This window comes from Nocardia sp. A7 (assembly GCF_046549215.1).
GTDB lineage: Bacteria > Actinomycetota > Actinomycetes > Mycobacteriales > Mycobacteriaceae > Nocardia.
Genome location: NZ_JAJPWE010000007.1, coordinates 143,064 through 157,095 on the forward strand (window position 1 = coordinate 143,064; position 14,032 = coordinate 157,095).

General features: G+C 68.2%; 16 protein-coding genes. 9 read left to right on the top strand and 7 right to left on the bottom strand.

Annotated elements, in window-relative coordinates; genetic code table 11:
- Positions 1-52 precede the first annotated feature (52 nt).
- The 5 genes from trpA to ACLJPD_RS30670 form a co-directional block, all read right to left on the bottom strand.
- Entirely contained in the window at positions 53-853 is an 801-nt protein-coding gene (gene trpA / locus ACLJPD_RS30650) for a tryptophan synthase subunit alpha (RefSeq protein WP_410876759.1), read from the bottom strand.
- Complete coding sequence (gene trpB, locus ACLJPD_RS30655) at positions 850-2,115, bottom strand: tryptophan synthase subunit beta (RefSeq protein WP_410876761.1); 1,266 nt, start codon at positions 2,113-2,115, stop codon at positions 850-852. The genes trpA and trpB overlap by 4 nt, the downstream gene beginning before the upstream one ends.
- A complete protein-coding gene (trpC, locus tag ACLJPD_RS30660) occupies positions 2,112-2,933 on the bottom strand; it encodes an indole-3-glycerol phosphate synthase TrpC (RefSeq protein ID WP_410876762.1) in 822 nt (273 codons plus the stop codon). The genes trpB and trpC overlap by 4 nt, the downstream gene beginning before the upstream one ends.
- A 124-nt stretch (positions 2,934-3,057) precedes the next feature.
- Positions 3,058-3,795 (bottom strand): TIGR02234 family membrane protein, encoded by a 738-nt coding sequence (locus ACLJPD_RS30665; RefSeq protein WP_410876764.1) that lies wholly within the window; start codon positions 3,793-3,795, stop codon positions 3,058-3,060.
- Positions 3,792-5,330, bottom strand: a complete 1,539-nt coding sequence (locus ACLJPD_RS30670) for an anthranilate synthase component I (RefSeq protein ID WP_410876766.1) — start codon at positions 5,328-5,330, stop codon at positions 3,792-3,794. The genes ACLJPD_RS30665 and ACLJPD_RS30670 overlap by 4 nt, the downstream gene beginning before the upstream one ends.
- Positions 5,331-5,463: 133 nt before the next feature.
- On the opposite strand from ACLJPD_RS30670, the gene ACLJPD_RS30675 reads away from it, so the two are divergent.
- The 4 genes from ACLJPD_RS30675 (at position 5,464) to ACLJPD_RS30690 (ending at position 7,529) form a co-directional block, all read left to right on the top strand.
- Entirely contained in the window at positions 5,464-5,736 is a 273-nt protein-coding gene (locus ACLJPD_RS30675) for a hypothetical protein (protein ID WP_410876768.1), read from the top strand.
- Positions 5,737-5,808: 72 nt separating this feature from the next.
- The gene (locus ACLJPD_RS30680) at positions 5,809-6,279 is read left to right on the top strand and encodes a peroxiredoxin (RefSeq protein WP_410876770.1); all 471 of its coding nucleotides are present in this window, start codon (positions 5,809-5,811) and stop codon (positions 6,277-6,279) included.
- 66 nt (positions 6,280-6,345) lie between these two features.
- A complete protein-coding gene (locus tag ACLJPD_RS30685) occupies positions 6,346-6,918 on the top strand; it encodes a permease (RefSeq protein ID WP_410876772.1) in 573 nt (190 codons plus the stop codon).
- 143 nt (positions 6,919-7,061) lie between these two features.
- Positions 7,062-7,529 (top strand): MarR family winged helix-turn-helix transcriptional regulator, encoded by a 468-nt coding sequence (locus ACLJPD_RS30690; protein ID WP_410876773.1) that lies wholly within the window; start codon positions 7,062-7,064, stop codon positions 7,527-7,529.
- Here the strand turns inward: ACLJPD_RS30690 and hisI are convergent.
- Positions 7,526-7,870: a phosphoribosyl-AMP cyclohydrolase gene (gene hisI / locus ACLJPD_RS30695; RefSeq protein ID WP_378637196.1), complete on the bottom strand. Its 345-nt coding sequence runs from the start codon at positions 7,868-7,870 to the stop codon at positions 7,526-7,528. The genes ACLJPD_RS30690 and hisI overlap by 4 nt on opposite strands.
- Entirely contained in the window at positions 7,867-9,156 is a 1,290-nt protein-coding gene (locus ACLJPD_RS30700) for a PucR family transcriptional regulator (RefSeq protein ID WP_410876775.1), read from the bottom strand. The genes hisI and ACLJPD_RS30700 overlap by 4 nt, the downstream gene beginning before the upstream one ends.
- 140 nt (positions 9,157-9,296) lie before the next feature.
- On the opposite strand from ACLJPD_RS30700, the gene ACLJPD_RS30705 reads away from it, so the two are divergent.
- From ACLJPD_RS30705 to ACLJPD_RS30725, 5 genes are read left to right on the top strand one after another with little or no spacing between them, the layout of a single operon-like run.
- Complete coding sequence (locus ACLJPD_RS30705; RefSeq protein WP_410876776.1) at positions 9,297-10,055, top strand: ABC transporter ATP-binding protein; 759 nt, start codon at positions 9,297-9,299, stop codon at positions 10,053-10,055.
- Positions 10,052-10,801 carry an ABC transporter ATP-binding protein gene (locus ACLJPD_RS30710; protein ID WP_410876777.1) on the top strand — a complete coding sequence of 250 codons (750 nt, stop codon included), beginning with the start codon at positions 10,052-10,054 and terminating at the stop codon, positions 10,799-10,801. The genes ACLJPD_RS30705 and ACLJPD_RS30710 overlap by 4 nt, the downstream gene beginning before the upstream one ends.
- Positions 10,798-11,676 (top strand): branched-chain amino acid ABC transporter permease, encoded by an 879-nt coding sequence (locus tag ACLJPD_RS30715; RefSeq protein ID WP_410876779.1) that lies wholly within the window; start codon positions 10,798-10,800, stop codon positions 11,674-11,676. Before ACLJPD_RS30710 ends, ACLJPD_RS30715 begins: the two co-directional genes overlap by 4 nt.
- Complete coding sequence (locus tag ACLJPD_RS30720) at positions 11,673-12,713, top strand: branched-chain amino acid ABC transporter permease (protein WP_410876780.1); 1,041 nt, start codon at positions 11,673-11,675, stop codon at positions 12,711-12,713. Before ACLJPD_RS30715 ends, ACLJPD_RS30720 begins: the two co-directional genes overlap by 4 nt.
- On the top strand, positions 12,703-13,959 hold the full coding sequence (locus tag ACLJPD_RS30725) for an ABC transporter substrate-binding protein (RefSeq protein WP_410876781.1): 1,257 nt from the start codon (positions 12,703-12,705) through the stop codon (positions 13,957-13,959). The genes ACLJPD_RS30720 and ACLJPD_RS30725 overlap by 11 nt, the downstream gene beginning before the upstream one ends.
- Positions 13,960-14,032: the final 73 nt, after the last annotated feature.

Here is a 14,032-nt window from a genome sequence, read left to right on the forward strand (position 1 = left end):
CGCGCGTGTCCGCGGCCCCAAGGGGTCGCGGGTGCGGGGCTGGTTTATGCAGTCAGGATCGAACGGTCGCGGAGCGGACACCCTCGGCAAGTTCGGCGGTTAGTGCACGCACTGCGTCAAGGCCCTCCGGCACTGCTGAGACCAGGGCCGAGCCGACGATGACGCCGTCGGCGTAGGCGGCGATCTCGGCGGCCTGCGCGCCTGAGCGCACGCCGAGGCCCACGCCGATCGGGATGTCGGAATGGGTGCGGATGCGCGAGCACAGTGCGGGCGCGGCCGAGGAGACCGCGTCGCGGGCGCCGGTCACACCCATGGTCGAGGCCGCGTAGATGAAACCGCTCGAGGCTTCGAGGGTCTTGACCAGACGCTCTTCGGTCGAGGACGGCGCGACCAGGAAGATGCGATCCAGGTTGTGGGTGGCGGAGGCGACGAACCAGTCGTCGGCCTCGTCGGGGATCAGGTTCGGCGTGATGATTCCGGCGCCACCGGCCGCGGCCAGGTCGCGGGCGAAGTTGTCGACGCCGTACTTGAGCACCGGGTTCCAGTAGCTCATCACCACGGCCTGACCACCGGCATCGGTGATCGCCTCGACGACGGAGAACACGTCGCGCACGCGCACCCCGCTGCGCAGGGCTTGCTCGGCGGCGGCCTGGATGACGGGGCCGTCCATCACGGGATCGGAGTAGGCGACACCGACTTCGACGATGTCACAACCGGCTTCGACGAGCGCGCGGACAGCGGCGATGGAACCGGCGAGATCGGGATAACCAGCGGGCAGGTAGCCGATCAGCGCCGCCCGGCCTTCGCTACGCGCGGCGGCGAAGGTGTTCGCGAGACGCGACTGCTGATTCACTGCTTGTGCTCCTCAGCATCGTCGTCGAACAGACCGAACCAGCGCCCGGCGGTATCCATGTCCTTGTCACCGCGACCGGACAGGTTGACCAGGATGACCGTGCCCGCACCCAACTCGACACCCAGCTTCAGCGCGCCCGCCACCGCGTGCGCGGACTCGATCGCCGGGATGATGCCCTCGGTGCGCGAGAGCAGCAGCAGCGCGTCCATCGCCTCGGTGTCGGTGACCGGCCGGTATTCGGCGCGGCCGATGTCCTTGAGGTGGGCGTGCTCGGGGCCGACACCCGGGTAGTCGAGACCGGCCGAGATCGAATGCGATTCGACGGTCTGACCGTCCTCGTCCTGCAACAGGTACGAGTACGCGCCCTGGAACGCACCGGGGGTGCCACCGGTGAAAGTGGCAGCGTGGCGACCGGTTTCGACGCCGTCACCGGCCGCTTCGAAACCGACAAGGCGCACGCCGGCGTCGGGAATGAAGGCGTGGAAGATGCCGATGGCATTGGAACCACCGCCGACGCAGGCCACGACGGCGTCGGGCAGCCTGCCCGCCTGCTCCTGGGTCTGGATCTGCTCGCGCGCTTCCAGGCCGATCACGCGCTGGAAATCACGCACCAGCAGCGGGAACGGGTGCGGACCCGCGGCGGTGCCGAAGCAGTAGAACGTGTCGTCGGCGTGGCTGACCCAGTCGCGCAACGCCTCGTTGATCGCGTCCTTGAGGGTCTGCGAACCCGAGGTCACCGGAATCACCTCGGCGCCGAGCAGCCGCATGCGGGCCACGTTCAGCGCCTGGCGGGCGGTGTCGACCGCGCCCATGTAGATCACGCAGTCCAGGTCGAGCAGCGCGCACGCGGTGGCGGTGGCGACGCCGTGCTGGCCAGCGCCGGTCTCGGCGATGACCCGCGTCTTGCCCATCCGCTTGGCGAGCAACGCCTGGCCGAGCACATTGTTGATCTTGTGCGAGCCGGTGTGGTTGAGGTCCTCACGCTTGAGGAAAATCCTTGCGCCACCGGCGTGTTCGGCCAGCCTGGTGCATTCGAACACCGGTGAAGGACGGCCGGTGTAGTCGCGCTGCAGTCGGTCGAGCTCGTCGAGGAAGCCGCGGTCGGTGCGGATCTTGTCGTACTCGGCGGTGACCTCTTCGATCACGGCCATCAGCGCCTCGGGGACGTGGCGTCCGCCGTAGACGCCGAAGTGCCCGCCCGCGTCGGGCTCGTAGTCGGAATGCTGCGCGACGCCGGCGCTCGCCGGTGGGAGCACCGTCACCGGATGCTCCGCCGAGCCGGCTTCGGGCAGGACGGGTGCGTGCCCGCGGTCACCAGTTCGGACACGGCCGAACGCGGGTTACCGCTGGTCACCAGGCCTTCACCGACGAGCACGGCATCGGCGCCCGCACCGGCGTAGGCCAGCAGGTCGGCGGTGCCGCGGATGCCGGACTCGGCCACCCGGATGACCTCGGAGGGCAGGCCGGGCGCGATCCGCGCGAACACATCACGGTCGACCTCGAGGGTCTTGAGGTTGCGTGCGTTGATGCCGATCACCGACGCACCGGCTTCGAGGGCGCGGTCGGCCTCTTCCTCGGTGTGCACTTCCACCAGGGCGGTCATGCCGAGGGATTCGGTGCGGTCGATCAGCGAGGCGAGCACGTCCTGTTCGAGGGCGGCCACGATCAGCAGGATCACGTCGGCGCCGTGGGCCCGGGCCTCGTGGATCTGGTACGGGCCGACGACGAAGTCCTTGCGCAGCACCGGGATGTTCACGGCGGCACGCACGGCGTCTAGATCGTCGAGCGAGCCACCGAAGCGGCGGCCCTCGGTGAGCACGCTGATGATGCGCGCGCCACCGTCTTCGTAGGCCTTGGCCAGCACGGCGGGATCCGGGATGTCGGCCAGCGCGCCCTTGGAGGGGCTGGCACGCTTCACCTCCGCGATGACACCGATTCCGTCCTCGTGCAGCGCGGCGTGTGCGTCCAGCGGCCCCTTGACCGCGGCGGCAGCAGCTTTGATCGCTTGAAAATCGAGGAGGGCTTCGCGAGCGGCAACATCCGCCCGCACCCCGTCGAGAATCGAGTCGAGTACCGTCATCTGGCTCGAATCCTTTCTGGGGAGACGCACTTCTCGCCCGAGAGTCCCCTCGGGCGCTGTCTCACCGATGCTGATAAAGAATAAATGGCCGCCGCGCGTGTCACTGCGGCGGGGGTGCTGCTGGTCACTTGCTCTCCTGCGCCGGATGGTGCCCGGCGCCGGGTGTCTCGTCGGTGTCGGTCGGGTCGGTGCCCGCGTCGAGCGCGTCCCACAGCACTCGGTCCGACAGTGGCGCCGCGGTGCCGGTCTCCGCGTTCTGCTTGCTCACCGCGGCGCTGGCGTCGGCGCGACGGAACACCGGGTTGTCGTACTTGTCGGAGACCTCGGCGGGGTCGCCGCTACGGCGGGTGAGCAGGATGCCCGCGGCCAGTGCCAGGCTCGCCGCGAAGATCGACAGGACAGCGGGGGCGAGGTGTGTGTCGGCGGAGCTCACCACCGCGCGCACCGGCAACTCGGCCAGCGTGCCCGCCCGATCGGCGGTCTTGCCCGCGCCGACCGCCAGCGCGAAGCCCGGCACCGCGGCGGCCGCGGCCACTACCGAGATCACCACCCCGAGCAGCTGACGCAGCACGCCCTTGACCGCGAACACCGCCGCGATCGCGGCGACCAGCACCAGTGCCAGGGGTGTGAGCGCCCCGAACCACACGCCACCGTTGAGATCGTCGGTGCGCGGTTCGGTGAGCCCGTCGGCCGAGTACACCGTCACCCACGTCATCCGCGAGGACGCCCACAGCCCCGCCGCGGCGAACGCCAGCAGCACCACCGCGACGATCGGCTTCGCGGCCGGCGCGACGTTGTCCGGCACGGCGGCGCCGGCCGGGCCGAGGCTATCGGTGGCGTCTTCTCCTGGCGTGGCCGTCACAGGTCCCCGCCTTCGTACGTGCGCAGGGTCTGTGCCGCCGCGATCGCCTTGAGTACCGCCATGGCCTTGTTGCGGGCCTCGGTGTCCTCGGCGATCGGGTCGGAATCGGCGACCACGCCCGCGCCCGCCTGGACGTAGGCGGTGCCGTCCTTGAGCAGGGCCGTGCGGATGGCGATGGCGGTGTCGGCGTCGCCGGCGAAGTCGAGGTAGCCGACCACGCCGCCGTAGATGCCGCGCCGCGTCGGTTCGAGTTCCTCGATCAGTTCCATCGCCCGCACCTTCGGCGCACCCGACAGCGTGCCCGCCGGGAAGCAGGCCCGCACCGCGTCGAGCGCGACCTTGCCCTCGGCCAGCATCCCGGACACCGTCGAGACCAGGTGCATCACGTGGCTGTAGCGCTCGACGTGGCGGTACTGGGTGACCTTGACGGTGCCGGGACGGCACACCCGGCCCAGGTCGTTGCGGCCGAGGTCGACGAGCATCAGGTGCTCGGCGTTCTCCTTCTCGTCGGCGAGGAGGTCCTTCTCGAGCAGGATGTCGTCCTCGGCGCTCTCGCCACGCCAGCGGGTGCCCGCGATCGGATGTGTCGTGGCCACCCCGTCTTTCACGGTGACCAGCGATTCGGGACTGGATCCGACGATGGAGAACGCGGTGCCACCCGCGCCGTCGGGGATGTGCATCAGATACATGTACGGGCTCGGGTTCGAGGCCCGCAACATCCGGTAGACCGCGAGCGGTGACCCGCTGTAGTCCATTTCGAAGCGCTGCGAGAGCACCACCTGGAAGGCCTCGCCCGCCTCGATCTCCTTGATCAGGCGGCGCACGCCCGCACCGAATTCCTCGGTGGAACGCCGGCGCAGGAACTGCGGTTCGGGCTGGTCGAAGACCGACACCGTCGAGGGCGCCGGGATGGCCAGCGCCGCGGTCATCCGGTCGAGCCGGGCGACGGCGTCGTCATAGGCGGCGTCGACGCGGGAGTCGGTGCCGTCCCAGTTCACCGCGTTGGCGATGAGGGTGATCGCGCCTTCGTGGTGGTCGAACGCGGCCAGGTCGGTGGCCAGCATCAGCACCAGTTCGGGCAGTCGCAGATCGTCGTCGGCGAGCTCGGGCAGCCGTTCGATCCGGCGCACCGCGTCGTAACCGAGATAGCCGACCATGCCGCCGGTGAGCGGCGGCAGCCCGGGCAGACGTTCGGTGCGCAGCAGTTCGAGGGTGTCGTGCAGCACGCGCAGCGGGTCGCCGCCGGTGGGTGCGTCCGCGGGCACGGTGCCGAGCCAAGCGGCTTCACCGTCGAGGACGGTCAGCGCCGACGGGCTGCCCGCGCCGATGAACGACCAGCGCGACCAGGAGCGCCCGTTCTCCGCGGACTCGAACAGGAAGGTGCCCGGCCGGTCACCCGCCAGTTTGGAATAGGCCGAGAGCGGAGTTTCGGAGTCCGCCAGCACCTTTCGGGTCACCGGGACGACCCGGTGCTCGGCGGCGAGCAGCCGGAACTGTTCGCGGGTCGTGGTGGTTGGTGTCGACGCGCCCTGCATGGCCCCATCATCCCAGGCGTGCCGCCGCCGACGCGCGCGGACCCGACCCCGCGCCGAATCGGGCGGTGACCGGCATCACTACACTCGCGCGCGTTCCATGTCGCATGCGGTAATCCCCTTTCCGAGAGGAGCAATGTTGTACCCCTCGCACCAGGGCGCACAGGACGGCCGTCTGGCCGCCCCGTCGCAGCACTACGGTCCCGGCCAGCAGTCGGCGACGAGTGCGCTCAATTCGTTCGTCACCTACGCCAAAGCCATTCAGGATCTCGACAAGAAACACTTCCCCGATGAGTACGCCGGGCACAGCGACCGCATCCGTGAGCTCGAACCATTGCTGCGCGCGCACGGCATCCTCGACGTGATGCAGATCCGCAACCCCGACGTCGCGGCCCTGCTCGATCAGTAGGCAGCCGGATCCCCGTTCGCGCCCGCGAGCGGGGATCTTCCCTACTCGTCCACCGGTCGTTACTGTCTGGGCATGCAGCCAGGCCAGCGCGCTCCGCAGTTCGAGCTCCCCGATCAGTCCGCCCAGCCCCGCTCGCTCGACGGCTTGCTCGCCGACGGCCCGCTGGTGCTGTTCTTCTATCCCGCCGCCAACACCCCCGTGTGCACCGCCGAGGCCTGCCACTTCCGCGATCTGAGCGGTGAATTCGCCGCGCTTGGTGCCACCTGTGTCGGCATCAGCACCGACAGCACCGAAGTGCAGGCCGGCTTCGCCACCAAGCAGCGCCTCGACTATCCGGTGCTCTCCGATCACGACGGCGCGGTGGCCGCCGAATTCGGCGTGAAGCGTGGCCTGCTCGGCAAACTCGCCCCGGTCAAGCGACACACCTTCGTCATCGATACCGACCGCACGATCCTGAAGATCATCACCGGCGAGCTGCGTGCCAACGTGCATGCCGACGAAGCACTGGCCTTCCTGCGCGAACGCAGCACTACGCCCGAGTAACACCGGTCGGCGAATCGCCGGGCGACGGACCGACGCCCGGCGACCCGACGCACCTACGCTGGGCAGATGACAACCCGCGAGGTGCAGTCGAGCGGTCAGAAGTCCACTGCTGTCGTGTGGCGCAACCGGGCGATCATGACGCTGGCCACGGTGGCGGTACTGGTGATCGCCTATTTCATTCTTTCCTCGTTCATCCCCCGGTGGTGGGCGCAGCGGCTGGCCAACACCGTGCACGGCAGTTTCAGCTCGGGCATCTGGTGGGGTCTGGTGTACGGGTTCGTGTTCACCCTGGTGCCGCTGCTGCTGGTGGTCTTCGCGGTGCGGGTCTGGAACCGCAAGGGCGGCAAGTTCATGGCAGGCGCGGCGGTGATCATCGCCCTGGTCTGCTCGCTGCCGAATCTGATGACCCTGACGATCGTGCTCGGTGGCAACAATGCCGCACACGCCGGTCAACGCATTCTCGATGTCGACGCGCCCGCCTTTCGCGGCGCCTGTCTGGTCGGCGCCATCATCGCGGCGGTGCTGTTCGCGCTGGTGATCGCGCTGATGGGCAAGCGCGGACTCAGCCGCCACAAGGCCACCAAGGCCGCGGCACGCCGGCCGGAGCCCACCACGCCGCCGATGACCGGCGACCGCTGACCTCACCTGCACTCCCGCGGTGATGTGAGTGACCTCACGACCGCCGCCAACTCGCGGACGCCACAGCGACGTCGTGGCAAACTCTTTCTTGTGCGCGCCCCACTCCCCCATGCCCGCCGCCCGGCCGCGAGGCAGTACCGGCGATGACCCAGTGGCTCGACCCTGGCGAACAACGCGCGTGGCAAGCGATCGTCGCGCTCATGACCAGGATCCCCAGCGCGTTGGACACCCGGCTGCAACGCGAGTCGGGGCTCACCCATTTCGAATTCCGGGTGCTCAGCCTGCTGTCGGAGGAGGCGGGCCATCGCCTGCAACTGAGTGATCTCGCCCACAAAGCAAATGCGTCGCTATCGCGGTTGTCGCATGTGGTGTCGAAGCTGGAACGTCTCGGCTGGGCGCGACGCGACACCACCGCGGGCAGGCGGGGGGTGTACGCGGTCCTGACCGACGCGGGTTTCGAGAAAGTGATCGAGGCGGCCCCCGGCTATGTGGCCGCGGTGCGCAGCCTCGTCCTCGACGGACTCACCGCTGAGCAGACCGCGCAACTGGCGGTGCTCGGAGAAGCCCTGTCCGACCGGCTGAACCGGGTGCTCGTCGAAGACGGCAACTAGTCGGCGGCGAGCAGTACGTCGGTGTCGAAACAGGTGTGGGTGCCGGTGTGGCAGGCCGCGCCCTCCTGATCGACGATCAGCAGCAGTGTGTCGCCGTCGCAATCCAGCCGCACCTCGTGCACGTACTGGGTGTGTCCGGAGGTCTCGCCCTTGACCCAGTACTGCTGACGCGAGCGCGAATAGTAGGTCGCCTTGCGGGTTTCCAGCGTGCGGGCCAGCGCCTCGTCGTCCATCCAGGCCATCATCAGCACGTCGCCGGTGGCCTTCTCCTGCGCGATCGCGGCGATCAGTCCGTCCTCGGTGCGCTTGAGGCGGGCGGCGATGGCGGGGTCGAGGCTCATGCCTCGTTTATAACAGCAGCCAGTTCGATCGCCACCAGCAGTTCGACGAGGTCGTTCACGCTGCGCACATTCCGGCCGGTGAGCTCCTGGATCCGGCCGATCCGGTATTTGGCGGTATTGAGGTGGATGTGCAGCGTGTCGGCGGCCTCGCGCAGATTCATGTCGGCGGCGGCGAACGCGCGGATCGTCTCCGCCAGTGTCCCGCCGCGCACCCGATCCTCGGCCAGTGCGCTGCCGATGCGCGGGTCGACCAGTTGACGGGTGGTGTCATCGGCCCGCAGGAGCAGATACTTGAACGGTGTGATCTGCGGTAACGCGAGCACCCCACCGCCTTCCGGCAGGAGTTCGAGCGCGGCCTGCGCCTGCCGATAGGCGCGCGGAATCTGAGCGACCTCGGTGACCGCGGTGCTCACGCCGACGGCCAGGGTGATGCCCTCCGCACCGAGTTCGTCCTGCATCGCGCGCAGCCGCTCACACAGCTCGTCGGCCGCGCCGCCGGGACGCAGCGCGGGCACGGCGACGATCTCCGATCCCCGGACCACCGACAGCGTCCGCAGCCCGTTGACCGTGCACCGCGCCATTGCCGCGGATACCAATTGCCTTGCTTCACTGAATCTTTCGCCTGAATCCTCGCTGCGCTCCGCTCGATCGAGCACCACCGCGGTGACCACGACCACCGGCGTGTTGCGTTCGGTGCCGATGCCGTGCGCGGTGGCCACCGACAGATGCGGACCGCTCGCGGGCAGCGCGCCGTCGAGCAGTGCGTCCATCAGCGCCTGCGAGTCGCGCCCGGATTCAGCGGTCACGTACTGCTGGAATTCCAGGTACGCGTCGGTCGCCTGGGTACTGATCAGATCGGTGTAGCGCGCCAGCGGCCCCGCCAGCGACAGCACCGCCGCCTGTCCGGCCTCGGAATCGCCCGCGTGCGCGAGCAGGGTTTTCCACATGGCCCGCTGGCCGAGGCGGAAGGCGGCGATGTAGTCGACCAGCGGCAGCCCGGTGCGGGCCCGCCGCGCCGCGGCCTGCCTGGTGTAGGCGACATCGGCCGGGCGCACGCGTCGGTGTTCGAGCAGCGCACCGAGCCCGGTACGACTGAGCCGGGCGAGCTGATCGTGCACATCGTCGAGCACTCCGGGACCCGCGGTGGCGTACCCGGGCAGCTGGACGCAGATCTTGGCCATCACGTCGTCGGCGATCTCGTCGGCGTGTTCGTAGGCACAGCCCGCAATCCGCCGACGCTCGGCCTGCACCTGCTCGGAGTCGGTCGAAACGGATATACGTGACACAGCTGACATGTTTCGGGAGTGTGCATCGGTCCGCCGACAGTGTCAACCACATCACACTGTCCGCAGCGGACGAGGACCGGCACAGTTCTTGGTCCACAACGTCCAATGTGGGCTCCTACCTGCGGTCTTAGTCTTCTCGCATGCTCGAGATATCCAACCTGACGGTGCGCTTCGGCGGTATCACCGCCCTGCAGGACGTCGGGTTCACGGTCGCTCCCGGCGAGATGGTCGGCCTGATCGGACCCAACGGAGCGGGCAAGACCACCCTGTTCAACTGCATGACCCGACGCAACCGGCTGACATCGGGCACCATGCGCTACCTCGACACCGACCTGTCGACCGTGCGGCCCGACGCCCTCGCCGGGCTCGGCATCGCCCGCACCTTCCAGAACCTTGGTCTGTTCCCCCGCCTCTCGGTGCGCGAGAACGTCCTCGTCGGCGCGCACCACCGGGCCTGCGCGGGCTTCGTTTCCGCCGGACTGCGGTTGCCGAAGGTCCGCAAGGAGGAAAAGCTGCTGCGCGCCGAAGCCGACGAACTGCTCGAACGCCTCGACCTGACCGCGGTCGCCGACCATCCGGCCGCGGGCCTGCCGTTCGGCACCCTCAAACGCATCGAACTCGCCAGAGCGCTGGCGGTGCGACCACAACTGCTGCTGCTCGACGAACCGGTGAACGGCCTGAGCCACGGGGAAGTGGACGAATTCGCCGGCCGCCTGCGCGCCCTGCAGGCCGACCTCGCGCTGACCGTGATCGTCGTCGAGCACCACATGGGTTTCGTGATGGGCACCTGCGATCGGGTGATCTGCCTCGAGTTCGGCCAGGTGATCGCCGAGGGCAAACCCGAAGCGGTACAGCAGGACCCGGCAGTCATCCGCGCCTACCTGGGAGCTTCGGCATGAGCGAGCACTGGCCGACAGCAGACGAGGCGTTCCTGACGGTGACCGATTTGCACGCCGGTTACGGTGCCGCGAAAGTCCTGCACGGCGTGAGCTTTTCGGTCGCACGAGGCACGGTATGCGCGATCCTCGGCCCCAACGGCGCGGGCAAGACCACCCTGCTGCGCGCCCTGTGCGGGATGATCAAGGTGCGCGGCAGCCTACTGCTCGACGGTGACGAAGTCTCCGGTCGCGCACCGGAATCGATGGCGCGCCTCGGCGTCGCCCATGTTCCCGAGGGTCGCGGCACCTTCGCCCCGCTCACCGTCGAAGAGAACCTGCGCCTCGGCGCCTACCCCCGCCGTGACCGCGCCGCCGTCGAAACCGACCTGCGCCGCGTCTACGACTACTTCCCGATCCTGCGTGACAAACAGCGCGACGCCGCGGGCGGCCTGTCCGGCGGCCAGCAGCAGATGCTCGCCATCGGCCGGGCGCTGATGCTGCGGCCACGTCTGCTGCTGCTCGACGAACCATCGCTCGGCCTCTCACCGCTGGTCACCCAGGAGCTGTTCGGGATCGTCGCCACCATCAACGAAGAGGAACGCACCACGGTGATCGTCGTCGAACAAAACGCCCACTTGGCGCTCAATGTCGCCCAGCAGGCGCACGTCCTGGAAACCGGGCGCATCGTCTTGTCGGGCACCGCCGAGCAGATCAGGGCCGATGAGCAGGTCACCCGCTCCTACCTGGGAATCCAGGTGAAACCGTGATCGAATTCCTGCAGCAACTCGTCGAGGGTCTGTCCGCGGGCGCCATCTACGCGGGTCTCGCGCTGGCACTGGTACTCATCTACCGGTTCACCGGGATCGTCAATTTCGCCCAAGGCGAGCTGGCCATGTTCTCGGCGTTCCTGGCCTGGCAGCTGAGCCAGGTCATGCCGTTCTGGGCCGCGCTGATCCTCACCCTCGCCATCTCCTTCGCCGGCGGCATGCTGATCGAACGAGTGGTCATCCGTCCGGTCGAGGGCGCACCCGAGATCACCCTGGTGATCGTCACGGTCGGGCTGTTCTTCACCATCCACGCCACCGCGGGCTGGATCTGGTCGTATCAGACCAAGTCGTTCCCGAACCCGTTCCCGGAGGGGGCGCTACGTGGTGGCGGCCTGAGTATCGGCTACGGCAGTCTCGGCATTCTGCTCGTCGTCGGCGTGGTCATGGCGCTGCTGTATCTGCTGTTCCGCTACACCAGGATCGGGCTGGCGATGCGGGCGGTGGCGTGTAACCCGCAGTCGGCCAAGCTCGTCGGCATCCGGGTCGGCACCGTGCTCGCGCTCGGCTGGGGTCTGGCCGCGCTGGTCGGGGCGGTCTCCGGTGTGCTGTCGGCACCGCTGCTGTTCCTCGATCCCAACATGATGGGCGGAGTCCTCATCTATGCCTTCGCGGCGGCGACGCTGGGCGGGTTCGACTCCCCGGGCGGGGCGGTGGCAGGCGGTTTGATCGTCGGCGTCGCCGAAACCCTCACCGGCGCTTACGTCGACGCGATCGGCACCGAACTCAAGATCGGTGTGCCATTGGTGATCATCCTGGGCGTGCTTCTGCTGCGCCCGCAAGGTCTGTTCGGACACGCGGCGGTGGAACGAGTATGAGCGAAGTGAACACTGCGACAGCACCTTCGGTCGCACCAGAGCCGAAAACGGCACTGCACCGGCTGGATACGGTGCGCTGGCCACTCATCGCGACCGGCGCGCTCATCCTGCTCGCCTGCGCCGCACCCTTCCAGTTGGTGCCCTTCCACACCTTCCAGCTGGCCATGGCCATGATCTACGCGGTCACCCTGCTCGGGCTGAACCTGCTGGTCGGCCACACCGGCCAGATCTCATTGGGCCACGGTGCGTTCTTCGCCATCGGCGCCTACACCGCCGCGATCGCGATGGAACACTGGGACACACCGTATTTCGCGACCATCCCGATCGCCGCCGCGGTCACCTTCGTCCTCGGCTTCGCCCTCGGCGTGCCTGCGCTGCGACTGCGCGGGCTCTACCTGGCACTGGTCACCCTGGCCATCGCGATCTTCCTGGTGCCACTGCTCAAACGGTTCGACAGCCTGACCGGCGGTTCCATGGGCCTGACCGTCGCCAAGCCCGTCCCACCCGCGTGGACCGGGCTCGCAGAGGACCAGTGGCTGTACTTCCTGGCACTGGCCATCACCGTGCTCAGCTTCGTACTGGTCGCCGGAATGCTGCGCTCCCGAGTCGGCCGCGCACTGCACGCGATGCGCGACAACGAGATCGCCGCCGAAGTACTCGGGGTCAACCTGGCCCACTACAAAACACTCGCCTTCGCCTGGAGCGCGCTGCTGGCCGGTGTCGCCGGCTGTGTCTACACCTGGGTGATCGCCTACGTCTCGCCGGATTCCTTCGCGCTGACGCTGTCGATCACGCTGCTGGCCGGGCTCGTCGTCGGCGGGCTCGGTACCACCTGGGGCCCGCTGCTGGGCGGACTGTTCGTGATGTTCGTGCCCAGCTTCGCCCAGGACGTCAACCAAGCCGCACCCGGCGTCATCTTCGGACTGCTGATCATCGCGGTCATGTACCTCGCGCCGAAGGGTTTGGCCGGCCTGGCCACCCAGTGGACGCAATGGCTCGGACATCGTGTCCGGAAAGGGAAAACTCATGCGCACTAACGCAATCCGCAACATCGGCATGGCGGCGGCGCTACTCGCGACCCTCACCGCGTGTGGTGGTCGTGGCGAGGAGACCGGCTCCGTCGGTCAAGGCGACTGCCAGGGTCAGCAGACCACCGGAATCACCGACACCACCATCAAACTCGGCGGGGCGTACCCGCTGTCGGGTCCGGCGTCGGCCTACAGCGAGATCCCCAAGGGCGCCAAGGCCTACTTCGACTACGTCAACGCCGAGCAGGGCGGCATCGACGGCCGCAAAGTCGAGTACATCGTCCGCGACGACGGCTACCAGCCGCCCAAGACAGTCGAGGAGACCCGCCGCCTGGTCGAACAGGACCAGGTGTTCGCGGTCTTCCAAACCCTCGGCACGGCAACCTCTTCGGCGGTCACCGACTACCTCAACCAGCGCAAGGTGCCGCAGATCTTCGTCGCCACCGGGGCGAACAAATTCGGTTCCGCTACCGAGAACCCGTGGACCATGGGCTGGCAGCCCAGCTACCGCACCGAAGGCATGGCCTACGCGCAGTACGTGAAGGCGCAACGGCCGAACGCGACCGTGGCGGTGCTCTATCAGAACGACGACTTCGGCAAGGACCTGCTCGCGGCGTTCACCGAGGGTGTCGCGGGTAGTGGGGTGAAGGTGATCGCCGAGCAGAGCTTCGAGGTCACCGACCCCACCGTCGACGCCCAGGTCCGCAACCTGGCCAATTCCAAAGCCGATGTGCTGCTGAACTTCTCGACGCCCAAGTTCGCCTCACAGGCGCTGGCCGCCGATGTGCGCAACGCCGACTGGAATCCGTTGCACGTGCTCGCCGTGGTCTCCAACACCATGGCCACCCTGCGCCCGGTCGGGCTGCCCAACGTCCAGGGCACCGTGACCGCGGCGTTCCTCAAGGACGCCGCCGACCCGCGCTGGGCCGCTGACGCCGGCATGCAGAACTACCGCGCCAAGCTCGCGCAGTACGCCCCCGGCGCCGATCCCGAGAACCAGCACGCCATGGCCGGTTGGACGATGGCCGAGAGCTTCCGCAAGACCATGGACGCGGCGAAGTGCCCGACGCGCGAGGGCCTGCGGGACGCGATGCGCTCGTTGGACAACGTCTCCGCCGACCTGATGCTGCCCGGCATCTCGATGAAAACCGGTGCGAACGACGGCTTTCCGCTCGAGGCCGTCGGCATCCAGACCTTCATCGGCGAGCACTGGTCGCTCAAAGACGGCGGCCTGATCGACACCAGCGGCAAGTAGTCGCTCCCCCACCGTTGCGCAGTGCATCCCAGCGTGCGCGGCATGTCAGAAATACACCCCGATCGATGAGGTT

Bases quoted from the DNA above. Each gene is read 5' to 3' on its own strand.
- ACLJPD_RS30680 (WP_410876770.1), top strand. From the start codon at position 5,809: ATGCAGCCAGGCCAGCGCGCTCCGCAGTTCGAGCTCCCCGATCAGTCC.
- ACLJPD_RS30710 (WP_410876777.1), top strand. From the start codon at position 10,052: ATGAGCGAGCACTGGCCGACAGCAGACGAGGCGTTCCTGACGGTGACC.
- ACLJPD_RS30690 (WP_410876773.1), top strand. From the start codon at position 7,062: ATGACCCAGTGGCTCGACCCTGGCGAACAACGCGCGTGGCAAGCGATC.
- ACLJPD_RS30670 (WP_410876766.1), bottom strand. From the start codon at position 5,330: ATGCAGGGCGCGTCGACACCAACCACCACGACCCGCGAACAGTTCCGG.
- ACLJPD_RS30705 (WP_410876776.1), top strand. From the start codon at position 9,297: ATGCTCGAGATATCCAACCTGACGGTGCGCTTCGGCGGTATCACCGCC.
- ACLJPD_RS30725 (WP_410876781.1), top strand. From the start codon at position 12,703: ATGCGCACTAACGCAATCCGCAACATCGGCATGGCGGCGGCGCTACTC.
- hisI (WP_378637196.1), bottom strand. From the start codon at position 7,870: ATGAGCCTCGACCCCGCCATCGCCGCCCGCCTCAAGCGCACCGAGGAC.
- ACLJPD_RS30685 (WP_410876772.1), top strand. From the start codon at position 6,346: ATGACAACCCGCGAGGTGCAGTCGAGCGGTCAGAAGTCCACTGCTGTC.
- ACLJPD_RS30720 (WP_410876780.1), top strand. From the start codon at position 11,673: ATGAGCGAAGTGAACACTGCGACAGCACCTTCGGTCGCACCAGAGCCG.
- trpC (WP_410876762.1), bottom strand. From the start codon at position 2,933: ATGACGGTACTCGACTCGATTCTCGACGGGGTGCGGGCGGATGTTGCC.
- ACLJPD_RS30675 (WP_410876768.1), top strand. From the start codon at position 5,464: ATGTTGTACCCCTCGCACCAGGGCGCACAGGACGGCCGTCTGGCCGCC.